This window comes from Microbacterium petrolearium, assembly GCF_054782875.1.
Genome location: NZ_BAAGRQ010000020.1, coordinates 11,972 through 29,401, shown reverse-complemented (window position 1 = coordinate 29,401; position 17,430 = coordinate 11,972). Strand labels below are relative to the sequence as shown.

Annotated in this window: 13 protein-coding genes and 1 pseudogene; 11 read left to right on the top strand and 3 right to left on the bottom strand. The window is 68.3% G+C overall.

The genetic code is table 11. From position 1 onward, the window contains the following. Window positions 1-130: 130 nt before the first annotated feature. From ACYVJ0_RS12540 to ACYVJ0_RS12520, 5 genes and pseudogenes are all read left to right on the top strand, one after another. Window positions 131-442, top strand: a complete 312-nt coding sequence (locus tag ACYVJ0_RS12540; RefSeq protein ID WP_460818149.1) for a putative quinol monooxygenase — start codon at window positions 131-133, stop codon at window positions 440-442. Between the two features lie 28 nt (window positions 443-470). Continuing rightward, window positions 471-728 (top strand): annotated as a pseudogene (locus ACYVJ0_RS12535) (IS3 family transposase); the annotation flags it as partial. Beyond that, on the top strand, window positions 710-1,999 hold the full coding sequence (locus ACYVJ0_RS12530; RefSeq protein WP_460818147.1) for a dipeptide/oligopeptide/nickel ABC transporter permease/ATP-binding protein: 1,290 nt from the start codon (window positions 710-712) through the stop codon (window positions 1,997-1,999). The pseudogene ACYVJ0_RS12535 and the gene ACYVJ0_RS12530, both read left to right, overlap by 19 nt. 116 nt (window positions 2,000-2,115) lie before the next feature. Continuing rightward, on the top strand, window positions 2,116-2,511 hold the full coding sequence (locus ACYVJ0_RS12525) for an ATP-binding cassette domain-containing protein (RefSeq protein WP_460818145.1): 396 nt from the start codon (window positions 2,116-2,118) through the stop codon (window positions 2,509-2,511). 19 nt (window positions 2,512-2,530) lie between these two features. Beyond that, window positions 2,531-2,776: a hypothetical protein gene (locus ACYVJ0_RS12520; RefSeq protein WP_460818143.1), complete on the top strand. Its 246-nt coding sequence runs from the start codon at window positions 2,531-2,533 to the stop codon at window positions 2,774-2,776. Between the two features lie 669 nt (window positions 2,777-3,445). On the opposite strand, the gene ACYVJ0_RS12515 is transcribed toward ACYVJ0_RS12520, so the two are convergent. Beyond that, on the bottom strand, window positions 3,446-6,280 hold the full coding sequence (locus tag ACYVJ0_RS12515) for an FAD-binding and (Fe-S)-binding domain-containing protein (protein WP_460818142.1): 2,835 nt from the start codon (window positions 6,278-6,280) through the stop codon (window positions 3,446-3,448). A gap of 74 nt (window positions 6,281-6,354) precedes the next feature. On the opposite strand from ACYVJ0_RS12515, the gene ACYVJ0_RS12510 reads away from it, so the two are divergent. The 6 genes from ACYVJ0_RS12510 (at window position 6,355) to ACYVJ0_RS12485 (ending at window position 13,872) form a co-directional block, all read left to right on the top strand. Then, complete coding sequence (locus ACYVJ0_RS12510; RefSeq protein ID WP_449569625.1) at window positions 6,355-7,023, top strand: GntR family transcriptional regulator; 669 nt, start codon at window positions 6,355-6,357, stop codon at window positions 7,021-7,023. Between the two features lie 326 nt (window positions 7,024-7,349). Then, window positions 7,350-9,968: a glycoside hydrolase family 5 protein gene (locus tag ACYVJ0_RS12505; RefSeq protein WP_460818140.1), complete on the top strand. Its 2,619-nt coding sequence runs from the start codon at window positions 7,350-7,352 to the stop codon at window positions 9,966-9,968. A 121-nt stretch (window positions 9,969-10,089) separates the two neighbouring features. Beyond that, a complete protein-coding gene (locus ACYVJ0_RS12500; RefSeq protein ID WP_460818139.1) occupies window positions 10,090-11,184 on the top strand; it encodes a mandelate racemase/muconate lactonizing enzyme family protein in 1,095 nt (364 codons plus the stop codon). Continuing rightward, the gene (locus ACYVJ0_RS12495; RefSeq protein ID WP_460818137.1) at window positions 11,082-11,993 is read left to right on the top strand and encodes an amidohydrolase family protein; all 912 of its coding nucleotides are present in this window, start codon (window positions 11,082-11,084) and stop codon (window positions 11,991-11,993) included. The genes ACYVJ0_RS12500 and ACYVJ0_RS12495 overlap by 103 nt, the downstream gene beginning before the upstream one ends. Next, entirely contained in the window at window positions 11,990-13,018 is a 1,029-nt protein-coding gene (locus ACYVJ0_RS12490) for a Gfo/Idh/MocA family protein (RefSeq protein ID WP_460818135.1), read from the top strand. The genes ACYVJ0_RS12495 and ACYVJ0_RS12490 overlap by 4 nt, the downstream gene beginning before the upstream one ends. Next, a complete protein-coding gene (locus ACYVJ0_RS12485; RefSeq protein ID WP_460818134.1) occupies window positions 13,018-13,872 on the top strand; it encodes a fumarylacetoacetate hydrolase family protein in 855 nt (284 codons plus the stop codon). The genes ACYVJ0_RS12490 and ACYVJ0_RS12485 overlap by 1 nt, the downstream gene beginning before the upstream one ends. A 108-nt stretch (window positions 13,873-13,980) precedes the next feature. Here ACYVJ0_RS12485 and ACYVJ0_RS12480 read toward each other — a convergent pair whose 3' ends face one another. Next, on the bottom strand, window positions 13,981-16,482 hold the full coding sequence (locus ACYVJ0_RS12480; RefSeq protein ID WP_449569631.1) for a hypothetical protein: 2,502 nt from the start codon (window positions 16,480-16,482) through the stop codon (window positions 13,981-13,983). Next, on the bottom strand, window positions 16,463-17,251 hold the full coding sequence (locus ACYVJ0_RS12475) for an IclR family transcriptional regulator (RefSeq protein ID WP_460818132.1): 789 nt from the start codon (window positions 17,249-17,251) through the stop codon (window positions 16,463-16,465). The genes ACYVJ0_RS12480 and ACYVJ0_RS12475 overlap by 20 nt, the downstream gene beginning before the upstream one ends. Window positions 17,252-17,430 lie beyond the last annotated feature (179 nt).

Sequence of the window (17,430 nt, the reverse complement as noted above, 5' to 3'; positions counted from 1 at the left end):
ACGGAGCGCGAGCTGCTTCTGCTCACGACTGAGATGACCATGCTTGCCCTGCAACGAATGCCTCCCGAGATCAGCGTGTGCTTCATCTCACAGCACTCATTGCGCTGACCGGTTGAATCCGCCGTCCCTCATGTCCACACCCGCATCACTCCCGTATGCCTTCGTCGCCAAGATCGTCGCGGCCGATGGACAGCACGACGCAGTCGCCGATCTGCTCGCCGGCGCTGTCGCACTCGCCAACGAAGAAGTAGGAACGATTGTCTGGTTCGCGGTCAGGACCCACGCCGACACCTTCTGGATCTTCGATGCATTCCCCGACGAAGCCGCTCGCGACGCCCACGCCAACGGCGCCATCGTCGCAGCCCTGACGGCCAACCAGCACCTCCTCGGCGCAGCACCCGAGATCCTGCCGGCCGACGTCCTCGCGTCCAAGCTCCCGTAGTCCACCAACGCACGAAACGGACGCTCACCTGATCGAGGTGCTCCGGGGGCTGCACGAGGACGACCCCGAGGGCGGATACCGGGTCCTCGCAGACGACCTCCACGATCTCGGCTATCGGGTCAGTGAGCGGCGCGTGTGGCGCCTGTGCCGCCTCGCGGGGATCCGTTCGGTGATCACGACTCGGAAGCGCCGCTACCAAAAGGCGGGCGTGCCGGTGCATGACGATCTCGTCAAGCGAGACTTCACCGCTGAGGGTCCGAACCAGCTGTGGCTCACGGACATCACCGTGGCATCATCCCCTCCTTCGCACGGCTCACCGCCAACCTCGCGGCATCCATCGCCGCGAGGGACTACATGACGACGGCGCGGCTGTTCGGAGTGCCGCGCCCCGTCATGATCACGACCCACATGCTGCCCAACGTGGCCGAACCGCTCCTTATCGTCACGTCGACGACGTTCTCGGTCGTCATCATGGAGATCTCGGGGCTTTCGTTCGTCGGGCTCGGCGTGCAGCCACCCGATTACGACCTCGGCCGACTGCTCTCGGACGCGCTGCCGGCGATCTACTCCCGCCCGGTGGAGCTGCTCGGGCCGGCCCTCATGATCACGGTGATGGCGCTCGCGGCGATGCTGATCGGCGACGGGCTTGCGGCGGCGGCCGATCCACGCAGCCGCCGACTCGCGGCATCCGCCCGCACGCCGCGTCACCGCGCGCGTCGCGTCGCGACGTCGACCCCGATGACTGACAACGTCGTGGAGCTCGCGAACATGCGCATCTCGACGACGGCCGGTGAGGAGCTCGTCCACGGCAGCACGCTGTCGTTGGCCCGCGGTGAGATCCTCGCCATCGTCGGCGAGTCGGGGAGCGGCAAGTCGCTCACCGCGATGGCGATCGCGGGTCTGCTCCCCGACGGACTCGTCGTCGAGGCCGACCGCCTCGAGCTAAACGGCATCGACCTGCTCGTGGGCGACCCCGACCCCAAGGCCATGGCCGAATCCGTCGCGCTCGTCTACCAGGACCCGTCGTCGACGTTCAATCAGGCGCTGCCGTTGCGCTCCCAGCTGACCGAAGTGCTGCGGATCCACCGCGGGTACTCGAAGCGTCGCGCCGAGGAAGCGATCACCGAGGCCCTCCGCACCGTGCGCATCCCCGATCCCGCACGGCTCCTCGCCGCCCACCCTTACGAGCTATCGGGCGGTATGCGGCAGCGCGCCATGATCGCGTCCGCGCTCGTCGTCGATCCGTCGCTCATCATCGCCGACGAGCCGACGACGGCGCTGGATGTCACGGTGCAGGCCGAAATCCTGCGCGAGTTCCGCGCCATGAACCGCACCCGCGGCACGTCGATGCTCTTCATCTCGCACGACCTCGGCGTCGTTGAGGCTCTCTGCGACCGCATCCTCGTGATGCAGGAGGGACGCATCGTGGAAGAACTCACGGGCGCCGAGCTCGCGGCGGGCGAAGCATCGCATCCGTACACTCGCAAACTCCTGGCGGCGACGCCCCGCCTCGATACCTCGATCGCGCCCGCCGCGCAGGAAACAGTCACCCGATGAACGCTTCCGCACTCGAGACCCGAGACCTCACAGTCACGTTCGGACACGGCCCGCGCGCGCACGTCGCGCTCGACAGCGTCAGCGTCGCGATCGGCCGCGGACGCACCGTGGGCCTCGTGGGCGAATCCGGCTCCGGCAAATCTACGCTCTCCAAGGCGCTCGTCGGCATTGTGACACCTACGTCGGGCGAGATCCTCGTCGACGGCGCACCACTGAACGCCATGACGCGGGAGCTCCGAGTGCGAGCGCGCCGCAGCATCCAGCTCATACCGCAGGATCCCTACTCGTCGCTCGACCCGCGACGCACCGTCGCTCAGGCGCTCGCCGAAGCGCTCGACCCCGTGCGTCAGCGGGTCGGGCTCCATCGCGATCGCATCGCGCACGCGCTCGAGGAGGTGCGCCTACCCGCCGATGCGATGGCGCGCTATCCGCACGAGTTCTCCGGCGGTCAGCGGCAGCGCATCGCGATCGCGCGCGCTCGTCATCGAGCCCGACATCGTCATCGCCGATGAGATCACCTCGGCGCTGGACGTGTCAGTGCAGGCAGACATCCTCGAGCTGATCCGGATGCTGCGGGAAGAGCGTCGACTCACGATGCTGTTTGTGTCGCATAACCTGGCCGTCGTGCAGCAGGTGAGCGACGACGTGGTGGTGCTTCGCAACGGCACGGTCATGGAGTCCGCCCCGGCGAAGAGACTCTTCACGGCACCGGCGTCGCCTTACACCGCGGAACTACTGGCGGCGATTCCGGGCAGCCGGGGGTTCGCGATTCACTGAGGCGCTTCATCAGGCCACCCGAAGAAGTGCTGCTCACCCTCGGACAAATCCATACGATCGCTGGTGTCACTGTGGGCGGCATGAGGACATACTGCGCCGTTTTCTAGGCTCCGATCGCTCCGCAAATGGCGGGGGAGGCGATCCCGCAAGCAACCCCACCATGCCCTCGGCCGCTGCCACCCCGGAAGCTGGGCGCCCCGCTTCCACCGGCGCCGTCACCCGCTCCGCGGGCAAAACGTGTTCGTCCTCTACGAAGCCGCCGGAATCATGGTTTTTCGACCCCCAAGGCACCCCCATCGTCGAACACCTCTGGCCACCACCGGGCATCGCCTACGTCGGCAACGGCAGACCCCGCGGTCCCAGACCGAAAAACCCAGCGCCGTTAGCCTGACCCGCAAACGTCACCGATGTCCTGACACACGAAGTCACCGATGTCCTGATGCACAAGTGTCACCCATGTCCTGAGACATCACAGACTGGCCTTGACCATCCGCGCCCAGAAGATTTACACATTTCTTACCCAATTTGGGTTTCTATGAGAAACCTATGGCCTGCGATCCCAGTGTTTTCAAGGGATACCGGGCCAAGAAGTTCTGCGGAGACGGAGGGATTTGAACCCTCGGTCCCCTTACAGGGACTCCACCTGGCAGGGTGGAGCCCTGCGGGTACTCACCGTCGCGTGAGGCGCTCGAGTACTTCGATCACGTGCTCATATGGCCGGTCGGTCGCGCGGCTCATGCCGATCTCGCACGTGCGGTTGGCCGACACGTACGCATCGAAGCCACCGAGATCGTCCGCCGCTGCCGCGACCTCGAACGCCTCCACGTCGGTCGCACTCGCGGTGAGCTCGGGGTGCAGCATCCCTCGGTCGCCGGCGAAGGCGCAGCATCCCCACCCTTCGGGGACGAAGACGGTGTCGGCCACGGCATACGCCAGCGCCGTGAGCGCGCCGGTGGCACCGAGCGCGGTGGTCGAGCATGTCGGGTGCACGGCGATGCGGTCGAGCTTGGCCGATACCTCCACTTTCGGGAGCACCTCGCGCGCCACGTAGGTCGTCGCGTCTTCGATCACCAGGGACGCGTACTCCGGATGCGCGGCTGCGGCCTTGGCGAGCATGACATGGAGTCCCTCGGTGCAGGATGCCGCATCGCACACGACCGGGAGCTCGCCGCCACGACTGGCGCTCCAGAGCGAGGAGAGCACGCGGTCGGTCATCCGGTCATATCCGGACAGGTACCCCTTCGACTTCCAGGGCGTCCCGCAGCAGAGCCCACCAGCATCCTGCGGGACGACGAAAGGGATGTCGGCGCGCGACAGTAGCTCGCGCAGGGCGTCCCTCGAGCCGATTCCGTGATCCTCCGGGCCGAACATCGTGCCGATGCACGCGCCGAACAGCACGACCTTGGCGTCCGCCGAGCTGTCCGCCCGAAGCGGCTTCGATCCGCCACCCGGCAGCCCCGCGTCATACAGGGGAACGATGTCGGCACCGAGCACGGCGCGTCCAACCTTGGTCACCCCGGTGACGAGCGGCGCAGGAAGCGCATCGGCCACGGTGAGCGCGAGTCCGCCGGCGCGCGCGGCCGCTCTCCACCCCTTGGCGGCGACATCCCAGAGGCCGTCCGCGACGGACGACGCCTGCTCGGCGCGCAGCCGCCGCACGAGGTCACCGGTATTGATGTCGACGGGGCAAGCGACACCGCACATGCCGTCGACCGCGCATGTCTGCACACCGTCGTAGTCGTAATCGACGCGGAGCTCCTTCACGAGCTCGGTGTCACCCTGCTCCTCCGCCCAGGCCATGTCGCGGCGGAGCACGATCCGCTGCCGCGGGGTGAGCGTGAGGCTCTTGCTGGGGCAGGTCGGCTCGCAGTACCCGCATTCGACGCAGCGGTCGACCTCCTTCTCGACGGTTGGCACGCGCTTGAGGTCCTTCAGGTACGACTCCGGATCCTCCGACAGCACGACTCCCGGATTCAGAATGCCGTCGGGGTCGAGCAGCTTCTTGATGCCCCACATGAGGTCGGTGAGCTCGTCGCCGTACTGGCGCCGCACGAACGGCGCCATGATGCGGCCGGTGCCGTGCTCTGCCTTGAGCGACCCCTGCTGACCGAGCACGAGCTCGACGAGGTCGTCCGTGAAGCGCCGGTAGCGCGCGATGCTGTCGGCGTCGTCGAAGCGCTCGTTCAGGAGGAAGTGCACGTTGCCGTCCTTGGCGTGTCCGAAGATCACCGAGCCGTCGTACCCGTGCTCCTCGAACAGCTCGATCAGCCGCTCGCACGTGAACAGCAGACGGTCCACCGGCACGACGATGTCCTCCAGCAGCGCGGTCGTGCCGGACGGGCGCGCACCCGCGACCGCCGTGTAAAGACCCTTGCGGACGTGCCAGAGCGCCGCGCGTTCCGCAGCATCCGTCGTGAGCCCGGCCCCGACGACCAGCGGAAGGGCGCGCATGTGCGACAGCACGATGTCGGCGCCGTGCACGAGAGCATCCGCGTCCGCCGCGTGCACCTCGACGAGGAGCGCCGCATGCTGATCCACCGGGATGTCGGCGATCGCGCGCGGCACGTCGCTGAGCCCCTGCGCGACGCGCAGCGAGGCGGCATCCAGCAGTTCGATCGTTGCGAGCCCGAGCTCGACGAGCCGGGGGAGGGCGGCCATGGCGTCCGACAGCGTCTCGAACACGAGCAGACCGGTCGCGGTCGCCGGGCGCACCTCGATCGTGCGGAACCTCGCCTCTGCGACGAAGGCTAGCGTGCCCTCAGAGCCGATGACGAGGTGCTCAAGGATCTTCACCGGGTCGTCGAAGTCGAGCAGCGCGTTGATGCCGTAACCCATCGTGTTCTTCATCGAGAACTGCCGGCGCACGAACTCGACGCGCTCCGGCGAGGCGAGCAGCCGCTCCCGCAGGGCGAGCAGTCCCTCCGCGATCGCCGGCTCGACGGCGGTCAGCGTCTCGATCGCGTCGGGAGCACCGGTGTCGAGGACGGTTCCGCTGGGCAGCACGAGCAGCAGCGACTCGACGGTGCGGTAGGAGTTCTCCACGGTGCCGCAGGCCATGCCGCTGGAGTTGTTCGCGATCACACCGCCGATCGTGCAGGCGATCTCGCTGGCCGGATCCGGACCGAGCTTGCGACCGAAGCGCGCGAGGCGCGTGTTGACCTGGCGCACGGTCGCACCCGGACCGACTCGGACGATGCGCGCGTCATCCTCGACCGCGATGTTCCGGAACGCGCTGCGAGTGTCGACGAGGATGTCCCCGCTCACCCCCTGGCCGGACAGGCTCGTGCCTCCCGAGCGGAACGTCAGCGTACGGCCGGCCGCGCGGACCGCGCGGAAGACATCCGCCACATCGGATGCCGAGGACGGCGAGAGCACGGCGTCAGGGACCAGGAGGTAGTGCGAGGCGTCATGAGCCTGCGCGAACCGATCGATCGACCGCTCCTTCACCTCGGTCGAGGGCGACAGGAGTGCGCGATCCAGCGGGAAGGTGAGCGACGTCCGCACGGATCCTCCTCGACGGCGACGTAAATTGTCTGACAAGTATACCGCTAGATCGGGCGATCGCTAGACTTGAGCGCATGGCAGCGATCCCGGAGGCAGCACTGGACGTCGTCGGCGTGGTCGACGCCGTGACCGCACGGCTGCGGACCCGCATCCTCGCGGGCGAGATCCGCTCGGGGGAACCGCTCACCGAGGCGGCGGTGTCCCAGGCCTACGGAGTCGCCCGCCCCAGCGCCAAGGCCGCGATCGAGCAGCTCGTCGCGGCGGGACTGCTCGTGCGCACCGCGCACCGCACCGCGCGGGTGGTCGACATCGATTCGGCGACCGTGCACGATGTGTATCGCACGCGGGCGCGGCTCGAGAGCGCGGCCCTGCGTGAGCTCTCGGCCTCTCGCACGATCCCGGCATCAGCGATCGCCGCGAACGCCGAGATCCAGGCAATGCCCCCGGGGCCGAGCGCCGAGACGGTCGACCCCGACCTGCGCTTCCACACCGCGCTCATCGACGCGCTCGGCAGCGAGCGCACCGCCCGCATGTACCGCAGCGTGCTCGACGAGGTCCGACTGTGCATGGCTCAAGTGCAGGAGCGGCGGCTGCTCGGGGCCTCCGTCATCGCCCGACAGCATGCCGCAATCCTGGATGCCGTGCAGGTCGGCGATTCGGATCTCGCCGCCCGCCTGCTCGATGAGCACCTGCACTCGGCGGCGGAAAGCCTCATCAGCGCGCTGACCACACCAGGCCCGTAAGCGCTCGAGATTCCCTTCCATCTCCGCGAACTCCGCCTCGCGGGCACGGACCACGCTGCCTTCGCGCCCCGCGCCAATGCTGCTCCGACCCGCATTGCTCGACTCCCGTTGGCGTGCCTTGACGCGTGTGGACGGCGCCCCGCGCGGAGATCAACCACAGCAAGGGCCTTCCGGTTCGCGCGTCTCTCCGGTGAAGAGACAGGGGACGTTCGTCGGGTTGTTCCACATATGGAACCAACGTTGAATCTATTGAACGATAGAGTGCTTTCGGACTAGGCTCAGGCCGACAACCGTCCAGCACCACGGATCACAATGGAGAGATCGGCATGGTCATCGACTTCTCACGACGAACCCTGCTCATCGGCATGGGAGCGGTCGTCACGACATCCGTCCTCGGCGACTTCGGAGCGCCCATGTCGGCGGCTGCAGCCGCCGACCCTACGACATGGACCGACATCGTCGGCAGGTTCGAGTCCCGGCATGAGCCGTGGTCGGTGTCATTCGGCCCCGAGTACGGAACCGCAGCAGGTGGATTCGTGCGAGATGAGGAGCGTGCCGCCGAGGGCGCTTTCTCGGGGCGGCTTACGGCGGACTTCTCGGAATCCGGACGGTATGTGGCGCTGATCAAGTCACTGGACCACCTGGATATCACGAAGGTCCGATTCAAGGTCACCGCTCGCAATGTCACTCGCGTCGCCGTCCGACTCGTCAGCGGAGGGCGAGTCCTCAGGCAGGCGTATGCCGCCGTGCAGCCCACGCCCGGAACGTGGGTCGGTGTCGAGATGGACAGGTGGAACAACATCGTCGGGTTCTCCGACGCGGTCACACTCCAGATCCAAGTCTGGAAGGAGCACCTCGCCAACGCCGCAGACCCGACGGGTGACCTCTGGGTCGACGACGTGCACGTCGATCACCTCGTGCAAGAGCAGAGGCCTGCATCCCTCGAGACCTCGGGTCTGCCGGTGCTGCTGGTGGGCGACGCCGACCCGGTTCCCCTCACGGTGCGGGCCACGTACCCCGACCGCGAAGCGCGTGACGTCACACAGCACTCCAGACTGAGCTCCTCGAACAACGCGGTGATCACGATCGACAGGTTCGGCACCCTCGCGCCGGTGGCCCCGGGGCGGGCCGAGATCCGCATCGAGCATCTCGGCGTCTCACAGGCGTTCCCTGTCGAGGTCCGCGCGCCGCGCGAACTGGCGCCGATAACGATCCATGACGGCAAGTTCCGGGATGGCGACTCTCCGTTCGGGTTCACCGGCTTCAACTACGATCTGTTCCTTCTCAGCTATCCGCGTCGTGCGCTGTGGTCGAGCCTCGATGCCGACATCAGCCTCATGGCCAGCTGGGGACTGGGTGCCATCCGAGTGCCACTCGCCGTGAGCCTGGTGCAACCGGCGAAGGGCGTCTTCCCCGGCGACGTCGGGTGGGCGGGTGAGTTGCGCAAACGCGGGCTGAACACCGAGTTCATCAAGATGCTTGACCATTTCGTCGCACGTGCCGGCGAGCACGGCATCCGCGTGATCTTCGACTGGCACCGCTTTCCCACCGACCCCTACGACTACTGGCAGGGAGGCACGCCCGCCGATCGCGGAACAGGGAAGCCGGGGACGGCCATCTCCTACCTCGCCCCTTCGTCCACGCAGAGCGGTGAACTCGACCTGGCGGATGCTGAGCACCGCACCGTGCTGTTCGAATCCCTCACGTGGATCGCTTCTCACTACAAGGGGTCACCGAACGTCCTCGGCATCGAGGTCCCGCACAACGAGCCGCACGCGACATACATGTCGATTCAGTCGAACTGGCGGCGACTGACGGAGCAGGCATCCTTGGCGGTGAAGGCGGGCGACCCGGATCGCCTGACCTTCGCGATGCCTCCTGCCTACGGGCACGACGTCTCCACCGCGGCGCCGACGTGGCAGTTCTCGAACGTGGTGGACGCGAATGCGCCTCATCACTATCTGCCCAATGCGCCGGTGCCGACGCGCCCCGACGCCCCGACGCGCCATTCGCCGTGGCTGGCCCGTGACATCGACGCGACCTTCGCTTACGCCATCCCAGCGCTGTTCGCCCCGTACTCGACGTCGAAGCATCCGGTCTACAACGGTGAGGGCGGTCACTATGGCTTCGACTCCTTCCTGCCCGACATGGATCGCGTCCAGGCGGCGGACTACATGATGGAGGCGGGCCTGGTGCAGTACTACGCAGCGGGTGCCGCCGGGCAGCTGCACTGGAGCCTCTGGCACAACCTCAACGACTTCGTGCCCTTTGAGGATCTGTTCGAGAAGCACTATCGCCGTTTCTCGGCCGTATATTCGGCTGGTCCTGTCGACTGGTCCGGCGCCGAGGTCGCATTCATCCAGAATCCCGCAGCAGTGCCGCCCGCTAACGGGCACAACTTCGCCGTCGTCCCCTTCGTCCGCCGTGCGCTCGACCTGCACCTGCCGATCTGGCATCTGCTGACGGACGACGAGATCATCGAGACGCTGCTCACCCAAGTGCCATCCGGACTGGAACAGGTGGAGGGAATGGACGCGGCCTTCGACTACAAGGCGGTCGTCGCGGACCGCCGGAATCTCGACCAGCGCGTGCGGCAGGTGCTCGAACGGGACGGCTTCGACAGGCCCATCCTCTGGCTGAACGACGCGGAGGCCCTCACCACCAACGCCTTGGGCTCCTTCCTCCGCAAGGCGGGAGTCGCCGAGGATCGCCGGACGAGCGCGCACCTGCAGCTCGTGTACGGTCCTCAGCACCTCGTGGTCTATCGCCGCAGCGGCGCCGGTGGCAAGAAGCGCATCTTTCCCCGCGTTCGCCGGGATGGGGTGTTCTCTCTCGTGGATGAGTCCGGCGAGACGCGGTACCGGGGGGATACGAACACGCTGTGGACCCGCGGCATCTCCATCGACCTGCCGAAGTGGCGCAGCGCGATCCTGCGGATCGAGTGATCGCGAACTGTGGACCCACGGTTCGATATGCCGAACCATGGGTCCACAGATTGAATCTGGCGAGAAAGCCCACTACGTTGTCCTATTCAAGGAGTCAGCACGGATGCAGCAGGGAGCCGGCATGCGCATCACCGAGGTCGTCACAGCCGTCGCGCCCTTCACGCGCGGAACGAGCCTGGATGACACCCGCATCTCCACGCCCATGGGAGTGTTCCCCCGCCATGCGGAACGACGGTCGTCGTGGCGCGGCCCCGGCGCCGATCTCGTCTGGGTGCTCGTGCGCACGGATGACAGCGAGGTCTGGGGCATCGGACAGTCCCGCGGTGGTCGTGTCACAGAGGCACTGATCCTCGAACACCTCGCCGGCCTGCTGCATGGCCGGGATCCACTGGCCATCTCGGAACGAGTGGCCGAGCTGGACCGGGCCACCCAGCCGTATGCTGCCGGCGGCATCGCCTCGATGGGGATCGCCGCCGTCGAGCTCGCGCTGTGGGACCTTGCCGCACGGGCGGCGGGACTCCCGCTCGTGCGCCTGCTGGGCGGATCGGAATCGGATGTTCCCTATTACCTCACGGTCCCGGATCACTCGCTGTTCGACGTCCTCGAGCCCGAGCTGATCGCCAGGGCTCGAACCGTGAAGATCCCCGCCCGGTTCGGCCCGGCCGACGGCCGGTCGGCGATCACGCGCGTGATCGCCGACCTCGAGGCCACGCGCGAGCGCGTCCCTGAGCATGTGCCGCTCTCCATCGACTGCTTCATGTCGTGGGATGCCGAGTTCGCCAGGCGTGTCGTCCACTGTGCCTCGGATCTCGGTCTGGACTGGATCGAGGAGCCACTGCACCCGCTCGACGTCGACGGGCATCGGATGCTGCGGACGACGTTGCCGGCGCGAGTGGCGTCAGGCGAGCATGTCTTCACACTGCGCGAAGGGCGTCGCCTGGTGGAGGCGGGTTGCGTGGATGTCGCGCAGTTCGACGTCACGTGGTGCGGAGGACTCGAAGTCGCCCGGACTCTGGGTCGGCAGGCCGTCGACGCGGGGATGCTGTTCGCACCGCACGCTGCAGGCCTGCAGCCCTGGGCTACGCACCTGGTGAACGCGTTCGGGCCCGGTGCATGGCTCGAGGTGCTCGTCGGTGTCGATGGCACTGCAGAGGTGCCCACGGTCCGCGACGGTCCGGGCGTCGGGATCGACCCCGCGCAGGTCGGCCTCGCATGATCATCGACTCCCACTGCCACGCCTGGCGCACCTGGCCCTACGAACCCGCTGTGGCCCAGCCGGAGGAGCACGCGTCCCTGCAGCGCGCGTGGCGAGAACTGGTGTCGTGGGGCGTCTCGTCAGCACTCGTCGTCGCGGCGCGGTTGACCGGCAACAGCGACAACAACGAATGGCTCACCGCTCAGGCCCCGGCGTTCGACGGGGTGTTCGCCATCGCGGCGGATTGGGACTCGCGCTGGCTCCCCACCTACCACGCTCCGAACGCGGACGCCCGTCTCGGCGCGATCCTGCGGGAGATGCGCCCGCAGGCGGTCGCGCACTACCTCGGTGACGCCGACGACGGCTGGTTCGGTGAGCCCGCGACCGACGTCGCGCTCGCTCTGCTCGCTGAGCACGCCACTCCGCTCAGTCTTCACGCGCCACCGGGCTGGCGCGATGCCGTCATCGGCGCCGCGCGCCGACACCCCGGGTTGCCGATCGTCCTGCACCATCTCGCATTCAGCGGCCATGACGACGTCGACGACCTGCGGGCGCTTGCGGCCTGCGACAACGTCTACGTCAAGGCATCCGGCGCGTACTACGCATCCGCTGCCGATTCCGCACGGACGCTGGCGGCGCGAACCCGCGCCGCCGTCGACCTGTTCGGTCCGCTGCGCGTGCTGTGGGGGTCGGATCACCCCGTCGCGCAGCGGCGCGGCTTCGATCCGCGTGTCCATCTCGAGGCGGTCGCAGCCGTGCTCGACCCCGCCGAGCAGCGCGCCGTCCTCGGCGACAACGCGCGCCGCCTCTTCTTCGAGGAGCCCGAATGATCCGTCGTATCGCTGTCCTGGGCGCGGGCGAGTGGGCGCAGGCGCACCATCTTCCTGCCCTGGCGGCTCACCCGGATGTGGCACTGGCACGCATCGTGGATATCGACGGCGAGCGCGCAGCCCAGGCCGCCGCACGCTTCGGCGCGGCATCGTGGTCAACATCTCCCGACATGTCCGACGTCGACGCGGTGGTCATCGCCACCCCGCACGCCACGCATGCCGAGCTGACGACGGCGTATCTCGAGCGGGGCATCGCCGTCCTCGTCGAGAAGCCCCTCGCGACCCGGGTCGACGATGCCTTCGCTCTCGTCGCGACAGCGGAACGCACCGGAGTCCCCCTGCTGGTCGGCTACACCGCGCAGTTCAGCAACGCGGCGGCCCGGGTGCGGGAGTGGTTCCACGAGGGGCTGATCGGTGAGCTGCTCCACGTCGCCATCGAGTTCAGCTCCCGTGCCGGCCGACTGTACCGCGCGCACGCGGAAGACTCACGGTCCGCCTACTCGGCCGAGAACGGCGGTCAGGCGGCGACGCAGCTGTCGCACGCCGTCGCCGCCGCACTGTCGTCGCTCGGCCAGGAGGCGACGCGGGTAGCCGGGATCGTGGCGAACCGAGGCACCGCGGTCGATGTCGACGACGCCTTCGTCTTCGCGCTGGGCGGCGGCGCGATGGGGGCGGGGACGTCCACGGGCGCCCTGGCCGACGGGGCCGCGGTGCGTCAGGTCGTGCGTTACATCGGCGATCAGGGATCGATCAGCCACGATCTGCTGTGGGGCCGAGCGACCCTTTCGACCGAAGGCGGCATGCGCTGCGCCGCGCCATCGCATCACGAAGCCCCGTACCCGGCTGCAGGCCCCGTGTCCACGCTCGTGAGCATCCTCGGGGGTGGCCCCAACCCGTCCCCGGTCCGTCCCGCGGCAGCCACGGTCGCCTTCATCGACGCGCTGCAGACGGCGGCGCGCACCGGTCGACTCGAATCCGTCCGTCCACTGCCCGCGCCAATGAGCCGCGACAAGGGAGATCATTGATGAAACTGCTACGACTGGGTCCGGTGGGGCGCGAGATCCCCGCAGTCGAGGACGACGAGGGTCGTGTCTTCGACGCGCGTGACATCACGGATGACATCGACGGCGACTTCCTCGCATCCGACGGCATCAGCAGAGTCCGAGCAGCACTCGACGCCCGCACCCTGCCCGAGCTCGACCACGCCGGGCTGCGCCGCGGAGCGCCGATCGCCCGGCCGACCGCCGTCGTGTGCGTCGGTCAGAACTACGCCGCGCACGCGGCCGAGTCCGGCGACAGTCCACCCGAAGTGCCCATCATCTTCTTCAAGCACCCGAACACCGTCATCGGGCCGGACGACGATGTCGAACTGCCCACGGGCGCCGCGAAGCTGGACTGGGAGGTGGAACTGGGCGTCGTCATCGGGCGACCGGCACACCGTCTCGCCTCTGCCGCGGAGGCTCTCTCGGTGATCGCGGGGCTGGTGGTGAGCCACGACGTGAGCGAGAGGGCGTGGCAGGTCGCCGAATCGGGTGGCCAATGGAGCAAGGGCAAGTGCGCACCCACGTTCAACCCGCTCGGACCCTACCTCGTGCCACTCGAGGACTCACCCGCGCTCGATACCCTCACGCTGTGGTCGCGTGTGAACGGCGAACCGCGTCAGCACTCGTCGACCGCAGACATGATCTTCGATGTCCCGCATCTGATCCACCACCTCTCGCAGTACATGCGTCTGGAGCCCGGCGACCTCATCAACACCGGAACGCCGCAGGGAGTCGCACTGTCGGGCCGCTTCGCGTACCTCCGCACCGGAGATGTCGTCGAACTCGGCATCGATGGGCTCGGGTCTCAGCGGCAGGAGATCGTCGCCGAGCGATGAGCGCTGCCGCCGGTGCCGAGGCTGACCACCCCGGCACCGGGCCGGTGCGCGCATTCGAGCCGGACCGCGTGCCCGGTGATCAGCACCGGCGACCGTGTGCGCGGCAGCTCACTCCTGCCAGGCCACGCTGAGGTGGCCGGAGACCTGGCGGATCTCGATTCGGTCCGTGCCGTCGACCCGCAACACGAAAGCATCCGGTGACAGCGGCGTCTCCACGCGCGCTCCCGCGGCGGAACCCGGGGGCAGAGCGATGATCACGCGCGCGTTCGTCAGTCCCTCGACGCGCAGGCCGCGCGTGCGGTCCGCCGGGAACGGGGCGATCTCGCGGCAGCGCATCATCCCCGAAGCCTCCTGGGTGACGAACACGCGACACTCGGCGTGAACGGATTTCGCGAGCTGATACGTCGCCACCCCGTCTTCGTACCACGCCTCGGCATGGGTCAGCAGCGGCGCTCCGTCCGCGAGCGACAAGCGCAGCCGCAGAGTCGTATCCGGCACGTACCCGCTCAGCCAGTGGGCCCCGGCATGACGACGGATGCCGAGGACAGCACGCGCGGCGTCCGCCGAGCGGAGCTCGTGCGCGACCGAGACGCCGAGCGTCGCCACGGCATCGCGCAGCAGCGCCGCGCTGTCGTCGAAGCGTGCGCGGTCGACGAGCACGCGGTGGCGCACGCCGCGCTCATCGGCCTCGGAGTAGTCGAACGGCGCCGAGCCGCGCACCCAGATCGCCGCCCCCGGCGCTCCAGTGCCCTCGTCACCGCCGTGCACGGTCGCGTAGGGCGCCTCGGTCCCGGCAGGCATGCGCACCCGGGCCAGCAGCCGAACGCCGTCGACCGGATGAACGAGATCGATCGGCCCGTCGGACAGCAGAGCGTTGTGCCGCAGCATCCCGCGGCGCCCGCCCGGCAGACGGTCGCCGACGAGGTCGGTGACCAGCGCGAGGTCGCCCTCGACGACCGCCGCGGCATCGCCCGCATCCGCCCGGTCCAGCCCGAGCAGCCCGAGCGCCTCCTCGGACACCCCACGCAGCGATCCGTAGACGACGACGTCACCGCCACCATCCTGGTGTGCGTGCAGCGCGGCGACGACGTGCGCGGTGAGCGCGCCCGCGGGCACGATGAGGATGCTGCTCGCGAGCGCACCCGACCTCTGCGCGCCGGCGACCTCATCGGTGCTGACGACCGTGTTCAGCGGCAGTCCCGCGGTGATCGCCGCGGACAGGTACCAGTCCTCCGCGTACGGCCGCGCGATCGTCTCGGGGTCGGCGGCCATGGCCTCGTGGTACTCCCGGAACGGATACACCCAGACCAGCGGGCCGGCCGCGTCGGGCCGGGTCTCGAGGTCGATGGCGATCGCGGTGCCCACCTCACGCGCGCACCGCTCGTCGAGCACGCCATGCGCGGTGTCGATCGAGAGGATGTTCACCTCGCGGGGCGGCTGGATCATGCCGTCGCCGGTCACCCGGGCGACGCTCAGCGGCAGGTGGATGTCGAAGGTCTCGCGGTGATAGAAGTCCCACCACGGCTGCTGCCAAAACCACGGGTCGTTGGCGTAGAAGCGGAACCGGTACCCCTCTGAGCCCCTCGGCAGCATCGCGATGCGCGACAGGTACCCGCAGATCTCGATGCCGAAGTCCTCGTTCAGCGGACCCCACGGTGAGTTCGGAGGCGGACCGGCGATGTGGCCGCGCTCGTAGATCTCCAGGGCAGGCACACTGTCGGCTCCGATGTCGATGCCGGCGCTCTGATTCGTGCCGCGCACCTCGATGGGCACGGACAGCTCGCGGCGCAGGTCGTCCCAGAACTCCAGCGCCCGCGCCCGCAGGCCAGCGGTGCGGTCGGTGTGGAACTCCGCCCCGTCGAACGATTCGCCCAGCTCCGACCAGGCGTAGCCGCTGAAGCCGAAGCCGTTCGACAGCCACAGGTAGTCGAAGCCCATCGCTGCGAGGTAGTCCTCGGCCTGCCGCCCGAGAAACTCGCCGAAGCGGGTGCCGGCGGGGATGCCGTCGGGGTACGCGGCATAGCGATGGTCGTCGGCGTCGAGCACCGAGAAATGGCGCACCATCTCGATGATCGGCCCGATACCGACATCGGCGCCGCGGGCGAGGATCTCAGGATGCCGGCGGAACTTGAACGCCGAGGCCGCGAACTCCGGCCCGGGGTCGAAGGTGGCGCCGACGCGGGTCGGGATGCCGCGGCGCTCGCCGGTCTCGCGGATGATCCGTACGAGCGAGCGGATGCGGTCGTAGTCGAGCGCGGGCGGATCGTCGCGGTAGCGCACCGCCACCCGCTCGGGCTCCTTGTGCTCGCCGTAGGGCTCGGCGTCAACGTTGTTGAAGCCGATGGTGTCGGCCCACACGACGGGCGCGTCGAGGTCACCCGCCCAGTCGAGGATCTCGCTGCCGTCCGAGATCCACAGCAGCAGCGAGCACTCGGCGGCGGTGGCCAGCAGCGTGCTCCACTGCGTGAACATCTCCTCGACGCCGGCGCGCAGCGAGGCGTCGTCGAAGGCGTCGAAGGGCTTGAGTGAGGTCTCGAGGGTGACGGTCGCCAGCTCCGACGCGAGACGTCGCGCGCGGGCCGGGATGCGCTCAGGACTGCGAGATGTCATCGCTGATGCGCTTCCGGAGCTTCTGTGCGGCGTCCTGCAGAGCCGTGAGTGCGGCGTGAATGTGCTCGTCGTCGAAACGGTGGACGGGTCCGCTGACCGACAGGGCCGCGACGATCTGCTCGTCTCGGGAGAGCACGGGCACGGCGACGCAGCGGATGCCGAGGATGTACTCGCCGTGATCCTCGGCGTAGCCGAGCTCCCGCACGCGGACCAGATCAGCCTTCAGCGCGGACAGGTCGGCCATGGTCGTCTCGGTGAACTGCTCCAGCTCGCCGTAGGGGTAGAGGGCGTCGAGCTGGGCTTCGTCGAGGCCGCTGAGCAGAGCCTTGCCGAGTCCGGTGGCGTGCGCGGGAAGCCGCGCGCCGATGCGCTGGTCGAACACGAGCGTGTGCGAACCGGGGCTCTTGGCGATGCACACCTGCCCCTGTCCGGAGAGCACGGCCAGGCGGACCGTCTCGTCGATCTGGTCGCGCACCTCGTCCATGAAGCCTCGTGCCCGCTGGCTGAGCGTCTGCGCGTGGTCATAGGCCTGCCCGACCTCCCAGGCGCGCAGTCCCAGACTCAGCCGCAGGTCGGCGTCGCGCTCCACCCAGCCGCGATCGATGAGGGCTCCCAGCACGTGATGCACGCTGGACTTGGGCAGTCCCAGGCTCGACGCGATGGTCGTGAGGGTCTGGCCCTCTTCGGCGTCCGCGAGCAGTTCGAGAACGCGCAGGGCCCGGTCTGCGGCCGGCGCGGTGATTTTCGAGGAGGCGTCGTCTGGCATCATCTTCCGTTCGATATGCCGAATGGCTGTTGCTTTGGCTGAACGATACTGGGCACCCGTCGGCGATGTCCACCGAACCGCTGCTCGACCGAGCGCCCGGCGGTCCTGTCGGATAGCTACGGCGAGTGCGGCTTGCGCCGCGTCGGCTTTCGGGCTTAGTCTGCACGATACAGCATATGAAA

Bases quoted from the DNA above. Each gene is read 5' to 3' on its own strand.
- ACYVJ0_RS12540 (WP_460818149.1), top strand. From the start codon at position 131: ATGTCCACACCCGCATCACTCCCGTATGCCTTCGTCGCCAAGATCGTC.
- ACYVJ0_RS12505 (WP_460818140.1), top strand. From the start codon at position 7,350: ATGGTCATCGACTTCTCACGACGAACCCTGCTCATCGGCATGGGAGCG.
- ACYVJ0_RS12495 (WP_460818137.1), top strand. From the start codon at position 11,082: ATGGCTCGAGGTGCTCGTCGGTGTCGATGGCACTGCAGAGGTGCCCAC.
- ACYVJ0_RS12475 (WP_460818132.1), bottom strand. From the start codon at position 17,251: ATGATGCCAGACGACGCCTCCTCGAAAATCACCGCGCCGGCCGCAGAC.
- ACYVJ0_RS12500 (WP_460818139.1), top strand. From the start codon at position 10,090: ATGCGCATCACCGAGGTCGTCACAGCCGTCGCGCCCTTCACGCGCGGA.
- ACYVJ0_RS12480 (WP_449569631.1), bottom strand. From the start codon at position 16,482: ATGACATCTCGCAGTCCTGAGCGCATCCCGGCCCGCGCGCGACGTCTC.
- ACYVJ0_RS12490 (WP_460818135.1), top strand. From the start codon at position 11,990: ATGATCCGTCGTATCGCTGTCCTGGGCGCGGGCGAGTGGGCGCAGGCG.
- ACYVJ0_RS12485 (WP_460818134.1), top strand. From the start codon at position 13,018: ATGAAACTGCTACGACTGGGTCCGGTGGGGCGCGAGATCCCCGCAGTC.
- ACYVJ0_RS12510 (WP_449569625.1), top strand. From the start codon at position 6,355: ATGGCAGCGATCCCGGAGGCAGCACTGGACGTCGTCGGCGTGGTCGAC.